This window comes from Spirosoma sp. KCTC 42546 (genome assembly GCF_006965485.1).
Lineage (GTDB): Bacteria > Bacteroidota > Bacteroidia > Cytophagales > Spirosomataceae > Spirosoma.
Map to the genome: position 1 here is coordinate 4,079,528 of NZ_CP041360.1, position 15,889 is coordinate 4,095,416.

General features: G+C 48.2%; 13 protein-coding genes, 2 tRNA genes and 1 pseudogene. 11 read left to right on the forward strand and 5 right to left on the reverse strand.

Features of this window, described 5'->3' with window-relative positions:
- Positions 1–10: 10 nt before the first annotated feature.
- Complete coding sequence (gene ruvC, locus EXU85_RS16615) at positions 11–601, reverse strand: crossover junction endodeoxyribonuclease RuvC (protein ID WP_142773159.1); 591 nt, start codon at positions 599–601, stop codon at positions 11–13.
- A 32-nt stretch (positions 602–633) separates the two neighbouring features.
- Between ruvC and EXU85_RS16620 the strand changes: the two genes are divergently transcribed.
- The 9 genes from EXU85_RS16620 to EXU85_RS16660 all read left to right on the forward strand — a co-directional run bounded on the left by EXU85_RS16620 (position 634) and on the right by EXU85_RS16660 (position 8,231).
- Positions 634–1,626, forward strand: a complete 993-nt coding sequence (locus EXU85_RS16620; RefSeq protein ID WP_246859585.1) for a lysylphosphatidylglycerol synthase domain-containing protein — start codon at positions 634–636, stop codon at positions 1,624–1,626.
- Between the two features lie 90 nt (positions 1,627–1,716).
- Positions 1,717–2,838, forward strand: a complete 1,122-nt coding sequence (locus EXU85_RS16625) for a glycosyltransferase (RefSeq protein WP_142773161.1) — start codon at positions 1,717–1,719, stop codon at positions 2,836–2,838.
- A 76-nt stretch (positions 2,839–2,914) separates the two neighbouring features.
- Positions 2,915–3,562: a polysaccharide deacetylase family protein gene (locus tag EXU85_RS16630; RefSeq protein WP_142773162.1), complete on the forward strand. Its 648-nt coding sequence runs from the start codon at positions 2,915–2,917 to the stop codon at positions 3,560–3,562.
- On the forward strand, positions 3,549–4,568 hold the full coding sequence (locus EXU85_RS16635) for a glycosyltransferase family 2 protein (protein WP_142773163.1): 1,020 nt from the start codon (positions 3,549–3,551) through the stop codon (positions 4,566–4,568). Before EXU85_RS16630 ends, EXU85_RS16635 begins: the two co-directional genes overlap by 14 nt.
- A gap of 145 nt (positions 4,569–4,713) precedes the next feature.
- The gene (locus EXU85_RS16640) at positions 4,714–5,520 is read left to right on the forward strand and encodes a TatD family hydrolase (protein ID WP_142773164.1); all 807 of its coding nucleotides are present in this window, start codon (positions 4,714–4,716) and stop codon (positions 5,518–5,520) included.
- Between the two features lie 111 nt (positions 5,521–5,631).
- Positions 5,632–6,777, forward strand: a complete 1,146-nt coding sequence (locus EXU85_RS16645; protein WP_142773165.1) for an asparaginase — start codon at positions 5,632–5,634, stop codon at positions 6,775–6,777.
- A 99-nt stretch (positions 6,778–6,876) separates the two neighbouring features.
- Positions 6,877–6,963: transfer RNA gene (locus tag EXU85_RS16650), tRNA-Ser, on the forward strand.
- A 37-nt stretch (positions 6,964–7,000) separates the two neighbouring features.
- Positions 7,001–7,087 (forward strand) — tRNA-Ser (locus tag EXU85_RS16655).
- Positions 7,088–7,493: 406 nt separating this feature from the next.
- Positions 7,494–8,231: a phage integrase SAM-like domain-containing protein gene (locus EXU85_RS16660; RefSeq protein WP_246859631.1), complete on the forward strand. Its 738-nt coding sequence runs from the start codon at positions 7,494–7,496 to the stop codon at positions 8,229–8,231.
- On the opposite strand, the pseudogene EXU85_RS36175 reads toward EXU85_RS16660, so the two are convergent.
- Positions 8,228–9,462: pseudogene (locus EXU85_RS36175) on the reverse strand (IS3 family transposase); the annotation flags it as partial. The gene EXU85_RS16660 and the pseudogene EXU85_RS36175 overlap by 4 nt on opposite strands.
- A gap of 317 nt (positions 9,463–9,779) precedes the next feature.
- Between EXU85_RS36175 and EXU85_RS36180 the strand changes: the two are divergent.
- Positions 9,780–9,929, forward strand: coding sequence for a recombinase family protein (locus EXU85_RS36180; protein ID WP_371732047.1), 150 nt, complete (start codon positions 9,780–9,782; stop codon positions 9,927–9,929).
- Positions 9,930–9,983: 54 nt separating this feature from the next.
- On the opposite strand, the gene EXU85_RS16685 is transcribed toward EXU85_RS36180, so the two are convergent.
- Together EXU85_RS16685 and EXU85_RS16690 are read right to left on the reverse strand one after the other, a co-directional pair.
- Entirely contained in the window at positions 9,984–12,716 is a 2,733-nt protein-coding gene (locus EXU85_RS16685; protein ID WP_142773170.1) for an SBBP repeat-containing protein, read from the reverse strand.
- Between the two features lie 108 nt (positions 12,717–12,824).
- Positions 12,825–13,214: a hypothetical protein gene (locus EXU85_RS16690; RefSeq protein WP_142773171.1), complete on the reverse strand. Its 390-nt coding sequence runs from the start codon at positions 13,212–13,214 to the stop codon at positions 12,825–12,827.
- Between the two features lie 278 nt (positions 13,215–13,492).
- Here EXU85_RS16690 and EXU85_RS16695 point away from each other — a divergent pair, with 278 nt between their 5' ends.
- A complete protein-coding gene (locus EXU85_RS16695) occupies positions 13,493–14,500 on the forward strand; it encodes an IS110 family transposase (RefSeq protein WP_142773172.1) in 1,008 nt (335 codons plus the stop codon).
- 502 nt (positions 14,501–15,002) lie between these two features.
- On the opposite strand, the gene EXU85_RS16700 is transcribed toward EXU85_RS16695, so the two are convergent.
- A complete protein-coding gene (locus EXU85_RS16700; protein ID WP_142773173.1) occupies positions 15,003–15,806 on the reverse strand; it encodes a hypothetical protein in 804 nt (267 codons plus the stop codon).
- Positions 15,807–15,889: the final 83 nt, after the last annotated feature.

Below are 15,889 nucleotides of genomic sequence, written 5' to 3' on the forward strand. Positions count from 1 at the left end.
GAACAATCAATTACATCACCCGCCCTGAATTCTCACTGACAAAGGCACCCCAGGCCCCTTTTTTGGTCTTTTTGCCAGGGGCAACCGGTAGGGCATTTTCGTGAAAGTGATGGCAAATGGCAATGGCTAGTGCATCCGTAGCATCGAAAAACTGAGGGTCTAAGCTTTCTTTCAGTAAGTGACCAACCATTTGAGAAACCTGATCTTTGGTGGCATTTCCATTTCCCGTCACGGATTGTTTAATTCGTCTCGGGGCATACTCCACAATGGGAATATTTCGGGATAATGCAGCGGCCATTACTACGCCCTGCGCCCGACCCAGCTTGAGCATGGCCTGTACATTTTTGCCGAAAAACGGGTCTTCAATTGCCATCTCATCCGGGTGGTATTCCTCAATCAACCGGATGATGGTTTCGTAGAGTTTCTGAAGCTTCAGTTGATAGGTGCTATATTTGGACAACTGAACCACACCATACTGAATCATGGTCATGACGCCTGCTTTCACCGAAATGATGCCATAACCAGCAACTTGGGTTCCAGGATCGACACCAAGAATAATTTTTTCTTTGGTGAGGGTAGATGAAATAGGCGTGATAATCATGAATTGGGCGTTAGGCTCTTGTACAAAGTAACGTGTTCTCCTACGTTTTGTCGCTTAAACCAGATAAAAAAATCATCTTTTGGGCCAAAATCGTCGTTTTTGCCGGGCTCGTAGCCTATATCGGTTATGTAGTACGGCAACAACCCTTCAATTGGGAGACGGTTCAAACGCAACTTCGCTCGGTTGAGAACCCTGAACGCTGGGTAGCTGGTTTACTGCTATTAACCCCAATTAATTGGGGATTTGAGGCTATAAAATGGCAGATTCTACTCCAACGGGTTGAAAAAATATCATTCTGGGAGGCTTACCAGGGCGTTTTAACCGGGCTGACATTAGGATTTGCCTTGCCCGCCCAATTAGGCGATACGGCCGGACGGATTCTGTCGCTTCGTTCCAATCGAGCCGAAGCAATTGGTGCTTCTTTGGTGTCGGGTGGTATGCAGTTCTATGTCGCCCTGGTATTTGGCGCTGTCGCCTGGGCGCACCATCTGACGGTTGCACCGGAGCGAAATACGCCAACCGGGCAGTGGCTGCTTATTATTTTGAGTGTACTGTCGTTAGGAGGAGTCTGGTTTGGGTTGGTTCGTCGCAGACTGGTTGAATGGGTTTCCACCCGACCAGCATTGGCGCGCTTTGCAACCTATTGGCAGGTAGCCGGCTTGTATTCAGACTCAGAAATTGGGTTTGCCCTGAGCGCAGCAACGGTTCGGTACCTGGTTTTTTCGGCGCAGTTCTACTTCGCCCTACGACTGGTAGGTATCCTGTTGCCGCTAGATAGCTCAGCTTCGGGCATTGGACTGGTTTTTCTGGTAAAAACCGTAACCCCTGCCTTCAACCTGTTGAGTGATCTGGGCGTTCGGGAAGCGGCATCCTTGTGGGTATTCGCGCCATTTGACCAGGGCGATGGATTGGTTGCGGCTCCTGTACTGCTTACCGCAACGCTGACCCTTTGGTTTGCCAATATTCTGACTCCTGTACTGGTTGGATTAATCTGGGTATGGAAAATTAAGGTTAAGCATTTATAGCCATTTTTTATCATTCGCATGGCGTCATTCTTGGCGTAAACCCCGATAGACTAACACAAAATGACAATCAATGACTATTAATGACAATCAATGACTATTATTTTATTAACGGTTAGTTTCCTGTATGCACTCTTTACGTTCATCCTTTGGCTGACCTGGCTGAGGATTCCCTTGGTTCAGAGCGAAGACCTGTTAACTAATAAGCCATTTATTACCGTTGTTATTCCAGTGCGTAATGAGGCTGGAAAGATCGAGAAATTGATGGATGACCTGAGTCAACAGGTCTACCGCCAGTTTGAGGTAATTGTTGCTGATGATGCCTCGACCGATGATACCTGGAAAATTATTCAGTCATACGCTCAACATGCTCCCTTTGCCCTCCACCCTTTGCCCTTAGCCAATGAACAAACGGCTTCCCCCAAAAAGCGGGCAATTACCCAAAGTATAGCGATGGCAATGGGTAATCTTATTGTCACAACCGATGGCGATTGCCGGGTTGGTCCCAATTGGCTGTTTGCAATTGCTGCTTTTTACCAGCAAACGGGTGCCCGGCTGATTTCTGGGCCGGTAACCTTTACAACCGAACAGACGATTTTTGACTCCTTACAAACAGTTGAATTTTCCAGCCTGATTGGCACGGGTGCCTGTACTATGTCGCTTGGTTTTCCAACCATGTGCAACGGTGCTAACCTTTGCTACGTAAAGGAGGTATTTAGCGAAGTGGGCGGTTTTACGGGTGTCGATCATCTGGCTTCGGGCGACGATGAATTTCTGATGCACAAGATTGCTAGTCGGTACCCAGATGGGGTTCGGTTTTTAAAAAGTACGGATGCTATTGTTCGAACACAGTCCCATCGGTCGTTGCGTGTATTTTATAATCAGCGCAAACGATGGGCTAGTAAGTGGCGGGCCTACGAGAGCTATTTGCCCTCGTTATTGGCCATCTTCGTTTTTTTGAGCAATGCCGCCCCGGTAGTGGCTGTAGTAGCCTGGTGGGCAGGATTTTTAAACGGAAATGTTACTCTTGTAGTTATAGGATTAAAAGCAATACCTGAGTTTTTGTTTTTACGACAGATTCTTGTTTTTTTACAAAAAAAATCGTCGGTAAGGGTAATTCCATTGACACAGTTAATCTATCCATTCTATGTACTTTTCTTCGGCTTGGCCGCTCAGGGGAAAGGGTACATCTGGAAAGATCGCAAGTTGAGCTGAACAGGTTTGGTTTTCAGTTTACGGGTTATCAAAAAGCCATTAACTGTAAACCGTAAACTATAAACCGTAAACTATTTTGTCATTTTTTCTTCACAAGTCTAACTTTCTGCTCCGAACGGTCTACCCTGAGTGCTGGTGGAAGATCGAAGAGGAGAGCGAACCGACGATCTATCTGACGTTCGATGACGGGCCTATTCCCGAAGTGACAGAGTTTGTGCTGGGCCAATTGGATAAATTTTCAGCGCAGGCAACGTTTTTTTGTATTGGTGACAATGTTCGTAAGCATCGGGATATGCTTTATAAAGTACTCGAAGCGGGACATATGGTCGGCAATCATACGTTTAATCACCTCAATGGCTGGAAAACGGATGATTCAGTTTATCTGGAAAATATCCAAAAATGCCAGGAGCAGTTAGGTGTTGAAACATCGCTGTTTCGTCCGCCTTATGGCCGGATTAAAAAGACACAGGTAGCCCAGGTCATGGAAAATTATTCAATCGTGATGTGGGATGTCTTAACGGGCGATTTTGACCGTAAGCTACCCGCTGATGTGTGCCTGAAGAAAACCCTTCAATACACCAAGCCTGGCTCAATTGTGGTCTTTCATGATAGCCTGAAAGCCTGGCCGACCATGCGGTATGTATTGCCCCGAATGTTAACTCATTTTGCGGAACGGGGTTACTCATTCCGGGCTGTTCCTCAACCTGTTTATGCTGGATACTGACCAGCCAGGCCCGCACCAGCCGTTGATTAGTATTCTGATTGCCGCCCGCAACGAAGAAGTTACTATGCTGGATTGCCTGCAGGCTATTGACCAACTCAAGTACCTTCCCGGCACCGTTGAGGTTCTGATTGGAAATGACCAGTCTACTGACCAGACTGGTCTTATTGTCTCTGCTTTTAGTCAGAACCACCCTGATGTTAGGTTACTAACCATCACGGAACCTGTTGCTGGATTACGGGGTAAAGCCAATGTACTGGCCCAATTAGCGCAACAGGCCCGAGGACAGACCCTCTTCTTTACGGATGCCGATACACAAGTGCCACCCGACTGGCTTGTCGAAATCGGGCGGAGTTTTACGGGCAATACAGGCATCGTTACGGGGGTTACGCTTCCTGAAGGCCCATCGCTTTTCCATAAACTCCAGAAAATTGACTGGCTATATAATCTGACATTGACGCATTTGGTCAGTAGCGTTGGTATTCCCGTCACAGCTATGGGTAACAACATGGCGGTGAGCCGAACCGCTTATGAGGCTGTTGGCGGCTATGAGTCGATACCATTCTCAATTACCGAAGACTATGCACTGTTTCGGGCTATTGTTAAGCAGGGGTTCGGGTTTAGGAATCTACTGGACCAGAGGGTGTTGGCCCACACAAAACCTGTTGAGACCAGTAACGCATTCCTTCAACAGCGCAAGCGCTGGATGCGTGGCGCAACTAATTTGCCGCTCTGGATGGTGATTATGCTCTATATACAGTATCTGGCTGGCCCACTCTTGCTCGCATTGGGATGGTTTGCGCCTGTACTCGCCCTGGCACTCTATCTGAGTAAACTATTGATTCAAACGTTGGTACTTTCAATTGGATTAGCCCGATTAAATCAAACCAAGTTAGGGGCGTATGCGTTGCTGTTTGAAATTTACCAGCTCATTATTGGCCCATTAGCTGTCCTGTATTACCTGTTTCCAACGACGATTGAGTGGAAAGGAAGAAAGTACGTGACGTAAGTGGAGTGGGTGAAATGAGTAAATTAAGTGCAGTAGGCCGTCCGTTGATAAACTACCGATTACACGACCTACTCCACTTAGCTCACGTACTTCACCTACTGCACTTATCTCACCTAGACCACTCATTCCACTTAATTACCGCACGATGACACTTGTCGATACCCACGCCCATATTTACGACGCGCAGTTTGCCGATGATCAGACAGACATGCTTCAGCGGGCCGAAGCACAACAAATTAGTCAGATTTGGATGCCAAACTGCGCCAATGAAACAATATCAGGTATGATGGCCCTTGCCGACCAATACCCGGATCGATGCCTGCCCATGATGGGCTTGCACCCAGCCTATGTTACCGATACGGTTGAGGAAGAACTGGCTGTGGTTCAGGACCAGCTTAATCGACGTGCCTTCATGGCCGTGGGTGAAATTGGACTTGACTTCTACTGGGACATGACCTTCGTAGATCAGCAGTTTATGGCTTTTGAAACACAGCTACGCTGGGCGGCTGAACAAAAATTACCTGTGTCCATGCACACCCGCTCCGGTCATGATCGGAATGCATTTGCTGAAGCCGCTGACCTGATTGAGAAGCTAGCGTTGCCTGAATTAACCGGCATTTTTCACTGCTTCGTTGGAACGCTCGATGAAGCCCATCGGGCAATTTCGATGGGCTTCAAGTTAGGTATTGGGGGCGTATCAACATTTAAAAATGGTGGTATCGATAAAGTGCTGCCTCATATTGGTTTAGAACACCTCGTTCTCGAAACTGATGCTCCATATCTGGCACCCGTACCATACCGGGGCAAACGCAACGAACCTGCTTACCTGCGACTCATTGCACAGCGCATCGCTGATATCAAAGAGGTGGGTATTGACGATGTAGCACGTCATACGACTGCCAACGCCCTATCGCTACTACCTGCCTTGTACGCGAACTTGCTGCCAGGATGAAAAAGAATAATGTACAATGAATACTGTAAAATGTACGATCAGTGATGTGAAATAGAATAGGTGAAGGCATTCATTATCCATTTTACAGTATTCATTATCCAGTTAAAGTCAATGCCTTACAGAACCATTCGTATAAATCCGATTTCGGTCAAAAGCTCTCGCGCATCCGTACTAGTTATTTATACCGGAGGAACATTCGGGATGGTCTATGACCCACAGGCCAGTCAGCTTGTCCCGTTCGATTTCGAGCGGGTACTCGACCGGCTCCCAGAACTCAATCGACTTGATTTCGAGATAACCTTATTGACCTTACCTGAGATCATTGATTCGTCGAATATGACACCCGCTATCTGGGTTGAGTTAGCGCGAATTATCCAGAAAAATTACGACCAGTACAGCAGTTTTGTAATTCTTCATGGTACGGATACGATGGCCTACACGGCCTCGGCACTGAGTTTTATGCTGGTTGGCTTAAACAAACCAGTCATTCTAACGGGAGCGCAACTTCCAATTGGGGTAGCACGTAGTGATGCCCGTGAGAATTTTATCACAGCCCTTGAAATAGCGGCCGCCGTGGATTCGGCCGCCGAATCCACGGCGGCCGTAGACTCAACTACTGCGACTGCGTCAGGTGAGGAAGGTAATCGCCCAATGGTGCCCGAAGTATGCGTCTATTTCAATTCATTGCTGTTGCGGGGAAACCGATCTACGAAGCGGGAAAGCGTTCAGTTCAATGCATTTTCGTCGGAGAATTACCCTCATTTAGCAACGGCTGGCGTTCGTATCGACTACAACCGCCCTTTTATCCGTCCCTATCAGCCGAATCAACCACTGCGTATCCGGACGGTCTTAAACCCGAATGTGACGATATTAAAACTATTCCCGGGTATTACCCAACCCGTTGTGGAATCTATCGTGAACATTCCCAACCTTCGGGGTATCGTACTCGAAACATTTGGAGCCGGAAATGCCCCAACGGATAGCTGGTTTCTGGATACGCTTAAGGAGGCTATTGATCGGGGTGTGTTGATCTTCAACGTGTCGCAGTGCGAAGGGGGGCGGGTTACGCAGGGGCAGTACCAAACCAGTAAGCAACTACTGCAAATTGGTGTTATCAGTGGAGCCGATATCACCACAGAAGCCGCTATTACCAAACTGATGGTGTTGCTAGGCAGCGAAAATGACCGTGGACCTGAAGCCATAAATCGCTTGCGGACACTTCTAGCTCAGTCACTTAGTGGCGAACTGAGCGACTAGCTAGTTGGGTAAATCAGCGTTTTTTAGGCTAGTTGTTGCTTTTTTATCAGCAATCCTACATCTTTGCACTCCGATTCGCGTCGGACGACCAAATACCAAAGAGAGCTGCCAGAGTGGTCGAATGGGTCTGATTCGAAATCAGAAGTACTCGCAAGGGTACCGGGGGTTCGAATCCCTCGCTCTCTGCCGGAAGTCAGCAAACCTACTTGCTGACTTCGTTTTTAGAGAGGTGTCCGAGTGGTTGAAGGAGCACGCCTGGAAAGTGTGTATGCGGGTAACCGTATCGAGAGTTCGAATCTCTTCCTCTCTGCATAGTACGTTTGAAAGTGACCAGGTGCCCGGAACGAACCCGTTTCGGGCTTTTTTTTTGTTCTTTTTTTGCGGTATGGACTATTTTCTACAGTCTAGTATCAAATCTGGTGACGCACCACAACAACTGGTGACGCACCCATGAAATTTTATCACCTTTTTAAATTATATAATTATACCGTTTGCTAATGTAAATATATTGATTTGTACCTTTAAGTAAGGTGGCTACCGGCCACTCAGGTTAAGGTCACAACTGGTTACAAAAATTGTCCACACCCGCGCTGTACTAAACACACAGCGCTATGAAAATTAAACGAATGGAGATTAGCTTTTGGCGACGTAAGAGTCGCTAGGCGGGGAAAATTCAAATCTATTGTCGCATATCCGTAGGAGGGGAGCGGGTCGACCTGGGCAGCACCGGCATTATGACCTATCATGACTACTGGGACGAAGATCAAAAACAAATTACCAGTCAGGACCCCGAAGCCTTTTTTAAAAACGAACAGCTGGACATTATGCGCAACCAGCTCCGGGCAACGTTCAATGATTTATTCCGAAAGAAGGAAAAAATAACGGCCGCTAAAGTTCGCCGGGCCTTTTTGGGAGAAAACACCCAATATACCCCACTGGATGCCTTTCAAATGTACCTTAAAGACAGTGCAGCTGATACCGATCGGGATCTGGAGAAAACCACCCTGGGCGTTTATGACAACGTGCGCAAGAAGCTCACTGACTTTCTGATCAGTGAGAAAGCCACGGATTTACTCATCGAAGACTTTGACCTTGTGTGGGTTAAAAAGTTTCGTCGCTGTATGAAGCAGGTGCCGCTGGGTGTGGGCCAGATCGGCCACGCCGATTCCTACATAATTAAGCAAACTCAGACGATTAAGAACGTGCTGATCTGGGCCAAGCTGCACAAGTTAGCCGACTCGAATCCACGGGAGGGAAGGCGGATTAAAGGTCCCGAGTGGGACGATCTCGTCTTTCTATCCCTGGAGCAGTTTGAGCAGCTGCGGGCCCACACATTTGAGAACCAAAGCATGCAGCAGGTGGCCGACGTGTTTATCATTCTGTGCCGATGCGGGTTCCACTATGGCGATCTTGAGGATTTTAGACTTGCAACAAACCACTGGACAAGTTTTTAAGCAACATTTTGCAGTTGCCCATTATAATAGTCAAAAGGGGAAAGATAGCCTAACGCCGAATGCCTCCGTTGACGGTTATACCGCACGGGCGGCCCCGCAGACTTCAATATATTCAAAAACAGCCTGTTTAGCCATGGCTTGCGTTTGAAAATCCTGCTGATAAACCAACTCCGACTTGAGGCTCTTGAATCGGATCGCCGAAGCGAAAGCTTTCGGCCACCGCATTGTCTCAACAGTTACCTTTCCCGCTCATGCTTTGTACAACCAGTGGGTGTTTTTTCAACAGTTTTGTAAAGGCATGACAAGCATACTGCACTCCTCGATCAGACCGGGGCGCCGGAGCGATGAAAGATTAAGTCCCGCTCAATAGGCCGGTTTTTAAGGGCCATCTGCCAAGCTGGAATGGTCGTTTCTGACGCCTTCATTGACTTACTCAAAGCCCAGCCAATCACTTTCCGATCATACAAATCCATAATCATAGTCAGGTAGAGCCAGCCTTCACCCGTACGAATATAACGGGGCCGCCCGTGCGGTCAGATCAGAAACCCAGGCCTGGCCCGGTTTTACCGGATTGAATTGGCGGTTCAAATGGTTTTCGGCTACGGGGTAAGTGTGCTTTGAATCCGTAGTGGTGATCACATACTTCTTCTGAATGACACTTTTCAGATTAGCCTGCTTCATGAGTCTGGCCACCCGGGGACGGGATACGTTTACGCCCTGAGCCTTCAGATCTCGCGTGATTTTTGGACTACCATACCGCCCTTTACTGGCTTGTGAATAAGCTGCTGATTAATTGAGTGATAGCTTCATTTTCACTTGCCCGTTTGGTGGGTCGTTGGGCTAGCCAATAATAATAGCTACTACGGCTCACCAGTAGGACTTTACATATCCGCACCGGCGGACCGGTCTCAACGGGAAACTCACGTTGGTGAGCTTTTATAAATCTGAATATTTCCCGTCGCTCCTGGAGAAGATGCCGACCGCCTTTTTTAAGATATCGCGTCGCTTCGGCGATCCGATCTAACTCGGCCTGTTTAAGCTCCTTTTTCAGGCGTATTATTTCTTGTTGCTCTTGGCTTACCTGGGCCCGGCTAACGGCTGGAGTACCTGGAGTCACCACTCGTTCTCTGCGCCATCGGGTTAGAATTTGTGGGGTAATGCCTAACTCTTCAGCGGTTGCTTTTAAAGAACCTTTTGCCTCTGAAAGCTCCACGGCCATCTTCTTGAATTCTTCCGGGGCCGCCCGTGCGGTCGTACTGTCTCCTTGATTTCATGGTCTACTAAGTTAGATCGTCCTTAACTTAATGTCCAGTCAAATGTAGCAGCTCCAAATTGTAAACCAAACGTTTTATTGGACGTAGACAATGCCTCATAGACCCTTCCTGTTTGGCTAGATAAAGCGAAAAATTGGCTTATGGATATTTGCCAGTATTACCAAATCTCACCTGCGGAAGCCGCCCTGTTTTTTATCAATGAATACGAACAGTAAATGAAAATCGGCTACGCCAGAGCCGCGACGCTCGATCATCATCTATACATTTAACTCATATACTCCAGGCCCCTGACTGCGAGAAAGTCTATCAAGAGAAATTCAGTGGAGCCTGTAAAGAGCGGCCCCAACCGGAGGAACCGTTGAAATCATTACGACCAGGTGACGAAGTAGTTGTCTGGAAACTGAACCGTCTAGGCCTGGGTTAAACCATTATCTTCAATGGCTGGGACGATTCACCAAGCCGCCCCTGTTCCATTCCTCTACAATCCACTGATGACACGGGCGTAAACATTGTTGATCAGGTTGCTATCATAACCCACCGTCAAATCATCCGCCACATTCACAGTAATATTCCCAACACTGCCCGAGTTCGCAACCGTCCGGGTGATGCTGAAACCTAAACTCGATGCGCCACCACCACTGATAAAAGCGCCTGAGTTCATCGTCAAGCTCAACTGCCGATTGGCCACAGATTGACTCACCATCCACTGTGCATTATTGACGGTAACCGGATTGTGTTCTCCGCCCGACACATTTATACTGGTCAGACCCATATCAAAAGCGAGAGTGTAGCCAACCGGTGCAGTGATGGTAATCCTGATATTGCCCGAAGAGGTGGGCAGCCCAGCCAATTCGAAGATATTGACCACGAAATTTTCAATACTACCTGAACTGGCGAAGTTAGCCTGGGGTAAGTCCAAATTAATGGTTAAATCGGAGCCGATGACGGGCACGCTGGCACTGGCCTTACAGCCGCTGGCATTAGTGAGAGTGACCGAGTAAGTGCCACTGGCAGTGGCCGAGATGACCTGCGTAGTTGCCCCGTTGGACCAAAGATAAGTACCGCTTCCCACCGCAGTCAGGCTGACCGGAGGGCTGGCATTAGTCAGTGTAGTAGAGCTGGGGGTAATGCTCACAGACGGAGCAGGGTTGACCGTAACAGTAGTCGAAGCAGTCGCAAAACAACCCTCTACGGCTACTACCTGTCCCCCAGAAACACCAGTTTGACCTACTGGGCCAGTCGTTCCAGAGACGCTCACCGAATAGGTTCCTGTGGAGGTCACACTGATTATCGCTGTGGTTTGTCCACTGTTCCACTGATAAACACTGCCACCCGAAGCGGTCAACGAAACGATTGCACCTTCACAAACCGTGAGGGCGGCCGGACTGATGCTGGCTATGGGAGCTGCATTCACCGTTACACTCACTAGGGTGGTAATGCTGGGTGAAGCGTCCGAAGGTGCTACTGTAACGGTAAAGGTTTGCACTCCACTCAAGCCCATCCCAATACTAGCCGAGACCACGCTGGTGGAGGTAGCTGACAAGGTGATGCCCGCTGGGGCCGCCCAAGTATAGGAGTAGGATGCCGTGCCGACCGAAGCTGTCACCGATAAGGCTGTCGTAGTCCCCGCACAAACCGGATTGGTGCTAGCCGACGTTCTCAGTTGTAGGGGGCTTAATTTGCTTACAAAGATATTACCTCCGTCCTCTGAAGTTAGGTTGGTAACCTGCTGACCGGGATCAAAATCAGCCGTACCATTAAATAAGCCCGTTGTGTAAACATTGCCCAACCCATCCACCGCCACTGAGGTGCCGGCATCAACATCACTGCCACCCATACGTTTAGCCCAGACGAAGTTGCCGTTCGCATCGAGCTTGCTCACAAAGATGTCACTCTCCCCCGCCGAAGTCAGGTTAACTACCCCTGGGCCGGGATCAAAATCAGCCGTACCATTAAACGAACCCGTTGTGTAGACATTGCCCGACCCATCCACCGCCACCGAGGTACCGGCATCACCACTGGTGCCACCCATTCCTTTAGCCCAGACGAAGTTACCCACCTCATCGAGTTTGCACAAAAACATGTTACTCCCCCCGGCCGAGATCAGATTGGTTACCTGCTCGCCGGGATCAAAATCAGCCGTATCTACAAAATAACCGGTGGTATAGACATTGCCCAACCCATCCACAGCTACCGAAGCGCTGGCATCAGCATTAGTGCCGCCCATACCTTTAGCCCAGACGAAGTTACCGTCTGCGTCGAGCTTGCTCACAAAAACGTTACTCTCCCCCGTCGAAGTCAGGTTAACTACCCCTGGGCCGGGATCAAAATCGGCCGTACCATTAAACGAGCCCGTTGTGTAGACATTGTCCGACCCATCCACCGCCACCGAGGTACCGGCATCAACATCACTGCCACCCATACGTTTAGCCCAGACGAAGTTACCGTCTGTATCGAGCTTGCTTACAAAGATGTCACTTCCCCCCGCCGAAGTCAGGTTAACTACCCCTGGGCCGGGATCAAAATCAGCCGTACCATTAAACGAACCCGTTGTGTAGACATTGCCCGACCCATCCACCGCCACCGAGGTACCGGCATCACCACTGGTGCCACCCATTCCTTTAGCCCAGACGAAGTTACCCACCTCATCGAGTTTGCACAAAAACATGTTACTCCCCCCGGCCGAGATCAGATTGGTAACCTGCTGACCGGGATCAAAATCAGCCGTACCATTAAATAAGCCCGTTGTGTAAACATTGCCCAACCCATCCACCGCCACTGAGGTGCCGGCATCAACATCACTGCCACCCATACGTTTAGCCCAGACGAAGTTGCCGTTCGCATCGAGCTTGCTTACAAAGATGTCACTCTCCCCCGCCGAAGTCAGGTTAACTACCCCTGGGCCGGGATCAAAATCAGCCGTACCATTAAACGAACCCGTTGTGTAGACATTGCCCAACCCATCCACCGCCACCGAGGAGCCTTCATCATTACTGGTGCCACCCATTCCTTTAGCCCAGACAAAGTTCTGGGCTTGGGTAGATTGGGGCAACCCTAGCAGCAACCAGAAGAGTCCCATCAGGCAGGGGCTATACCAGGTGGATGGGCGGGCGAAATGGTTGACCCTGCCATCTGCTTTCGGTCGCCGAAATCCTGCCCCCAGCCTATGAACCGGAGCGGACATTAAAAAGGAAGCGTAATTAACAGTCATAGTGAATTGGCTTGAGGAATAAAAAGTCAGTTAAAGTTAATCGACATAAAGCTAGGTAACTAGGTGTATAATTCAGGCAGATATATATTAATTTAAGTTGTGAGATAGTCATTCCTCCAAACATCCATTGATGGTGAAGGCCAAGAGGAACAAAAATAATTTCAGTAAAAAGCCTTCGGCAGTGACGGCATGAATCTTACGCGGAAATAGATTGGTGATCTGGCTAAAAACGTTCTCTATCGGCTTGCCAAAGTGCTTCTTGAGAAACACATCCCAAGCTTCATCAGGCCGTAAGCTGTTCTTTTTTCGGTGAATCTTGAGGTAGATTTGGTCACACTCGGCATAAAAATCCTCTTGCTCGTAGTCAGTGTAGCCACTATCGCCATAGAGTTCACTACCGGCGGGTAAATCGACTTGCATTGCCTGTAAGGCTGTACTGTCATGAAAGCTGCCAGCAGTGATAAAGTAATCGACTGGCTGCTTGTCAACTGTGGTAATGACCTGGACTTTAAAGCCATAGAACGGGGCCGCCCTTTAGGTTTGGCCTTTGGTAAGATTCCAAGATTGGAATAGCTTGCCGATAAGTAAACAGGGCGGGTTTCCCTAAGGGGCCGCAGAGTACCATCTCTATGCGCGGATTCAGGCCCCGCCCTGTCTTTACTTGCCAAAAGCTCAACCGGGTGGCCGGAGCCATGGAAATTCGGGGGAAAGCCCCATTAGCAAGGGTTTGAGCAGTTGGGCAAGCCACTTATTGCACTTCTAAACTCGCAATAGGCATGGACATTTCCTATTTCATTGGCATTGATATTTCCAAAGCAACACTCGATTGGGCTGTCTTTGATGGAAAGCACATTGTTTTACAGACGCAGTCAGAAAACACGGAAACGGGGATCAAAGCAGCTATCAAATTCATCAAAACCCTACCCAATTTTAAGGTTACGCAAACGGTGTGCTGTATGGAGCAGACAGGGATTTACACCGCTCATCTGTTAGCCTGTCTTCATAAACTTTCTTTTCCCATTTGGTTAGAGTCTTCTTTGCAAATCAAAAAAGCAGGCGGTCTGCAGCGGGGCAAGAACGACACAATAGACGCCCAGCGCATCGCTGAATATGCCTTTCGCTTTCGCGATCAGACTCGTCTTTGGCAACCTGCCCGCCCAGTGATGCAGAAGATAGCTGCTTTAAGTGCTATGCGTCAACGGCTTATAGGCGTTCGCCAGCAACTTCAACAGCCTCTGACCGAACAAGCTGGTTTTGTCGAGTCATCCCTTCAAAAGCAACTCACTAAAAACTGTCAGGCTTCCCTCAAAGCAATTAACGCTGATCTGGAAGCGGTTGATAAACAGATTGATGAACTCATTCAAGGTGATGATCGGCTCAAAGAACTCTTTGGTTTGATTACTTCTATCCCTGGTGTTGGCAGTGCCAGTGCAACCGAAGTATTAGTAGCAACCGACGAGTTCAAGGCAATCAACAATGCCAAGAAATTAGCTTGCCATGCTGGTGTCGCCCCTTTTGAATACCGATCTGGTAGCAGCGTCCGAGGCAAAACTCGCGTGAGTCAACATGCTCGATTACGCTTGAAATCAGTTTTTCATCTGGGAGCTATGTCTGCCATCCGCATGGAGGGCGAGCTACGAGATTACTGTCAGCGCAAGGTTAGGGAGGGCAAGAATAAAATGCTTGTCTTGAACGCGGTACGCAATAAGCTCATCCATCGGGTCTGCTCGGTGGTGGCGCGGGGTCAAAAATATGACAAAAATTATAAGCCAGTGCTTGCATAAACCATGGAAATCCGCGCGGTACTCTTTTTTAGCCTCATTATAGCCGTGATAAGCCTTGCCTTTCAAGAGTTTACAGACGGGTATACGACAGTTTCGACAGACAGCAACCGGAAATGATTCGATCATATAACGAACACTGGTGTTGAGTTCTTTAAGACTGGCACCCAGTGCGCGGAAGATGGCGAAGAGCGTGGCCTGGAGCCTATGTAGTCGCCGATTGAAGCCAGACTTGTCGAGTATTCTCATGCCATAGTGCTTTTGCATGTACCCGCAGGCAGCGGCTTGATTGCCATAAAAGGAAATGGCTGCCATAATGGCGATAGTGGCCACTTCAGCATCATTGAGTTTACAATGTGGGTCATTTTTTGGTCCCATTACTTTGAAGAGGTCATCGAAGAATCGGAGCGCCGAAGCGACAGTAAATTGCAATGGTTTTGTCAGTCATCTTGTAAGTGGTTTAGAGCGTGAGATACTCTAAAATTACCCAAGTGGCTTGCAAAGCCTATATCTCGCAACTTGAATTAATTATAGGATTTTTTTTTTGTAGTTGTACTTCTACTTCTAATGGAGCCTTGAGATAGTAAGAGTTACCATAATGTTTAAGGAGAGCAGTTGTAAACTGGTAGAGTTCATTCATCTGTTGGTGTACCCGAATTTTACAAGCACTGCCATTCCATTCTGATTCCTGGAAATTAACTACTATAGTCCCATCTTTTTGCAATGCCGCATTAAAAAAAATAATATCGCTGCTAAGTTTCTCGCCCAAAATGAAAATATTGGGTGAATAAGGTCCACCCAGGAACTTATCAACCAGGACAACAACGGTCCCTCCTTGTTGCAGTACCGATTTGGATTTCTGCAAGACAAAAGGCCCTGTACGAATGGCCGGTATCTTTTCGATACTCCCCCAAACAGCAATAGAATCGATTACACCTGGATTACCGGCTATGGCGACGGTTGGTGTGAAGCCTTGCTCTATTAAGTAACGTAAAGCTACTTTCGAAAGAGGGATATGGGTTGAACAAAGAATCAACCCATTAGGTCTTTGTTTAAGAAACAACTCTAATCCTTGAGCGAGAACAGGAATCGGAAAAGGTTTGCCCTTACGAGTCATTATGGCTAATAAGCCATTTAACTTGCCTGCACGACTCATGGCGAGTGTGTTTTTATACTTATATTTTTCGTGTGGACGCAAAAACGCAAGTATACCGGACGCTAAGTATGCCGCTTCATACCATTTTTTAGGGGGAAATACAACTGTGATTATATTGGCAATATGTGCTTTGACACTAGTAAAAGAGATCATGATTACTAACCAGACAGTGAATTGAAGATCGCTTTTAGTAGGTTAGTTGAGCTTACAAATGCATCATTTAAGCTATCAAACGT

Excerpts from the sequence above, each read along its gene's own strand:
- ruvC (WP_142773159.1), bottom strand. The coding sequence starts at position 601 with ATGATTATCACGCCTATTTCATCTACCCTCACCAAAGAAAAAATTATT.
- EXU85_RS16625 (WP_142773161.1), top strand. The coding sequence starts at position 1,717 with ATGACTATTATTTTATTAACGGTTAGTTTCCTGTATGCACTCTTTACG.
- EXU85_RS16635 (WP_142773163.1), top strand. The coding sequence starts at position 3,549 with ATGCTGGATACTGACCAGCCAGGCCCGCACCAGCCGTTGATTAGTATT.
- EXU85_RS16640 (WP_142773164.1), top strand. The coding sequence starts at position 4,714 with ATGACACTTGTCGATACCCACGCCCATATTTACGACGCGCAGTTTGCC.
- EXU85_RS16645 (WP_142773165.1), top strand. The coding sequence starts at position 5,632 with ATGCCTTACAGAACCATTCGTATAAATCCGATTTCGGTCAAAAGCTCT.
- EXU85_RS16685 (WP_142773170.1), bottom strand. The coding sequence starts at position 12,716 with ATGACTGTTAATTACGCTTCCTTTTTAATGTCCGCTCCGGTTCATAGG.
- EXU85_RS16695 (WP_142773172.1), top strand. The coding sequence starts at position 13,493 with ATGGACATTTCCTATTTCATTGGCATTGATATTTCCAAAGCAACACTC.
- EXU85_RS16700 (WP_142773173.1), bottom strand. The coding sequence starts at position 15,806 with ATGATCTCTTTTACTAGTGTCAAAGCACATATTGCCAATATAATCACA.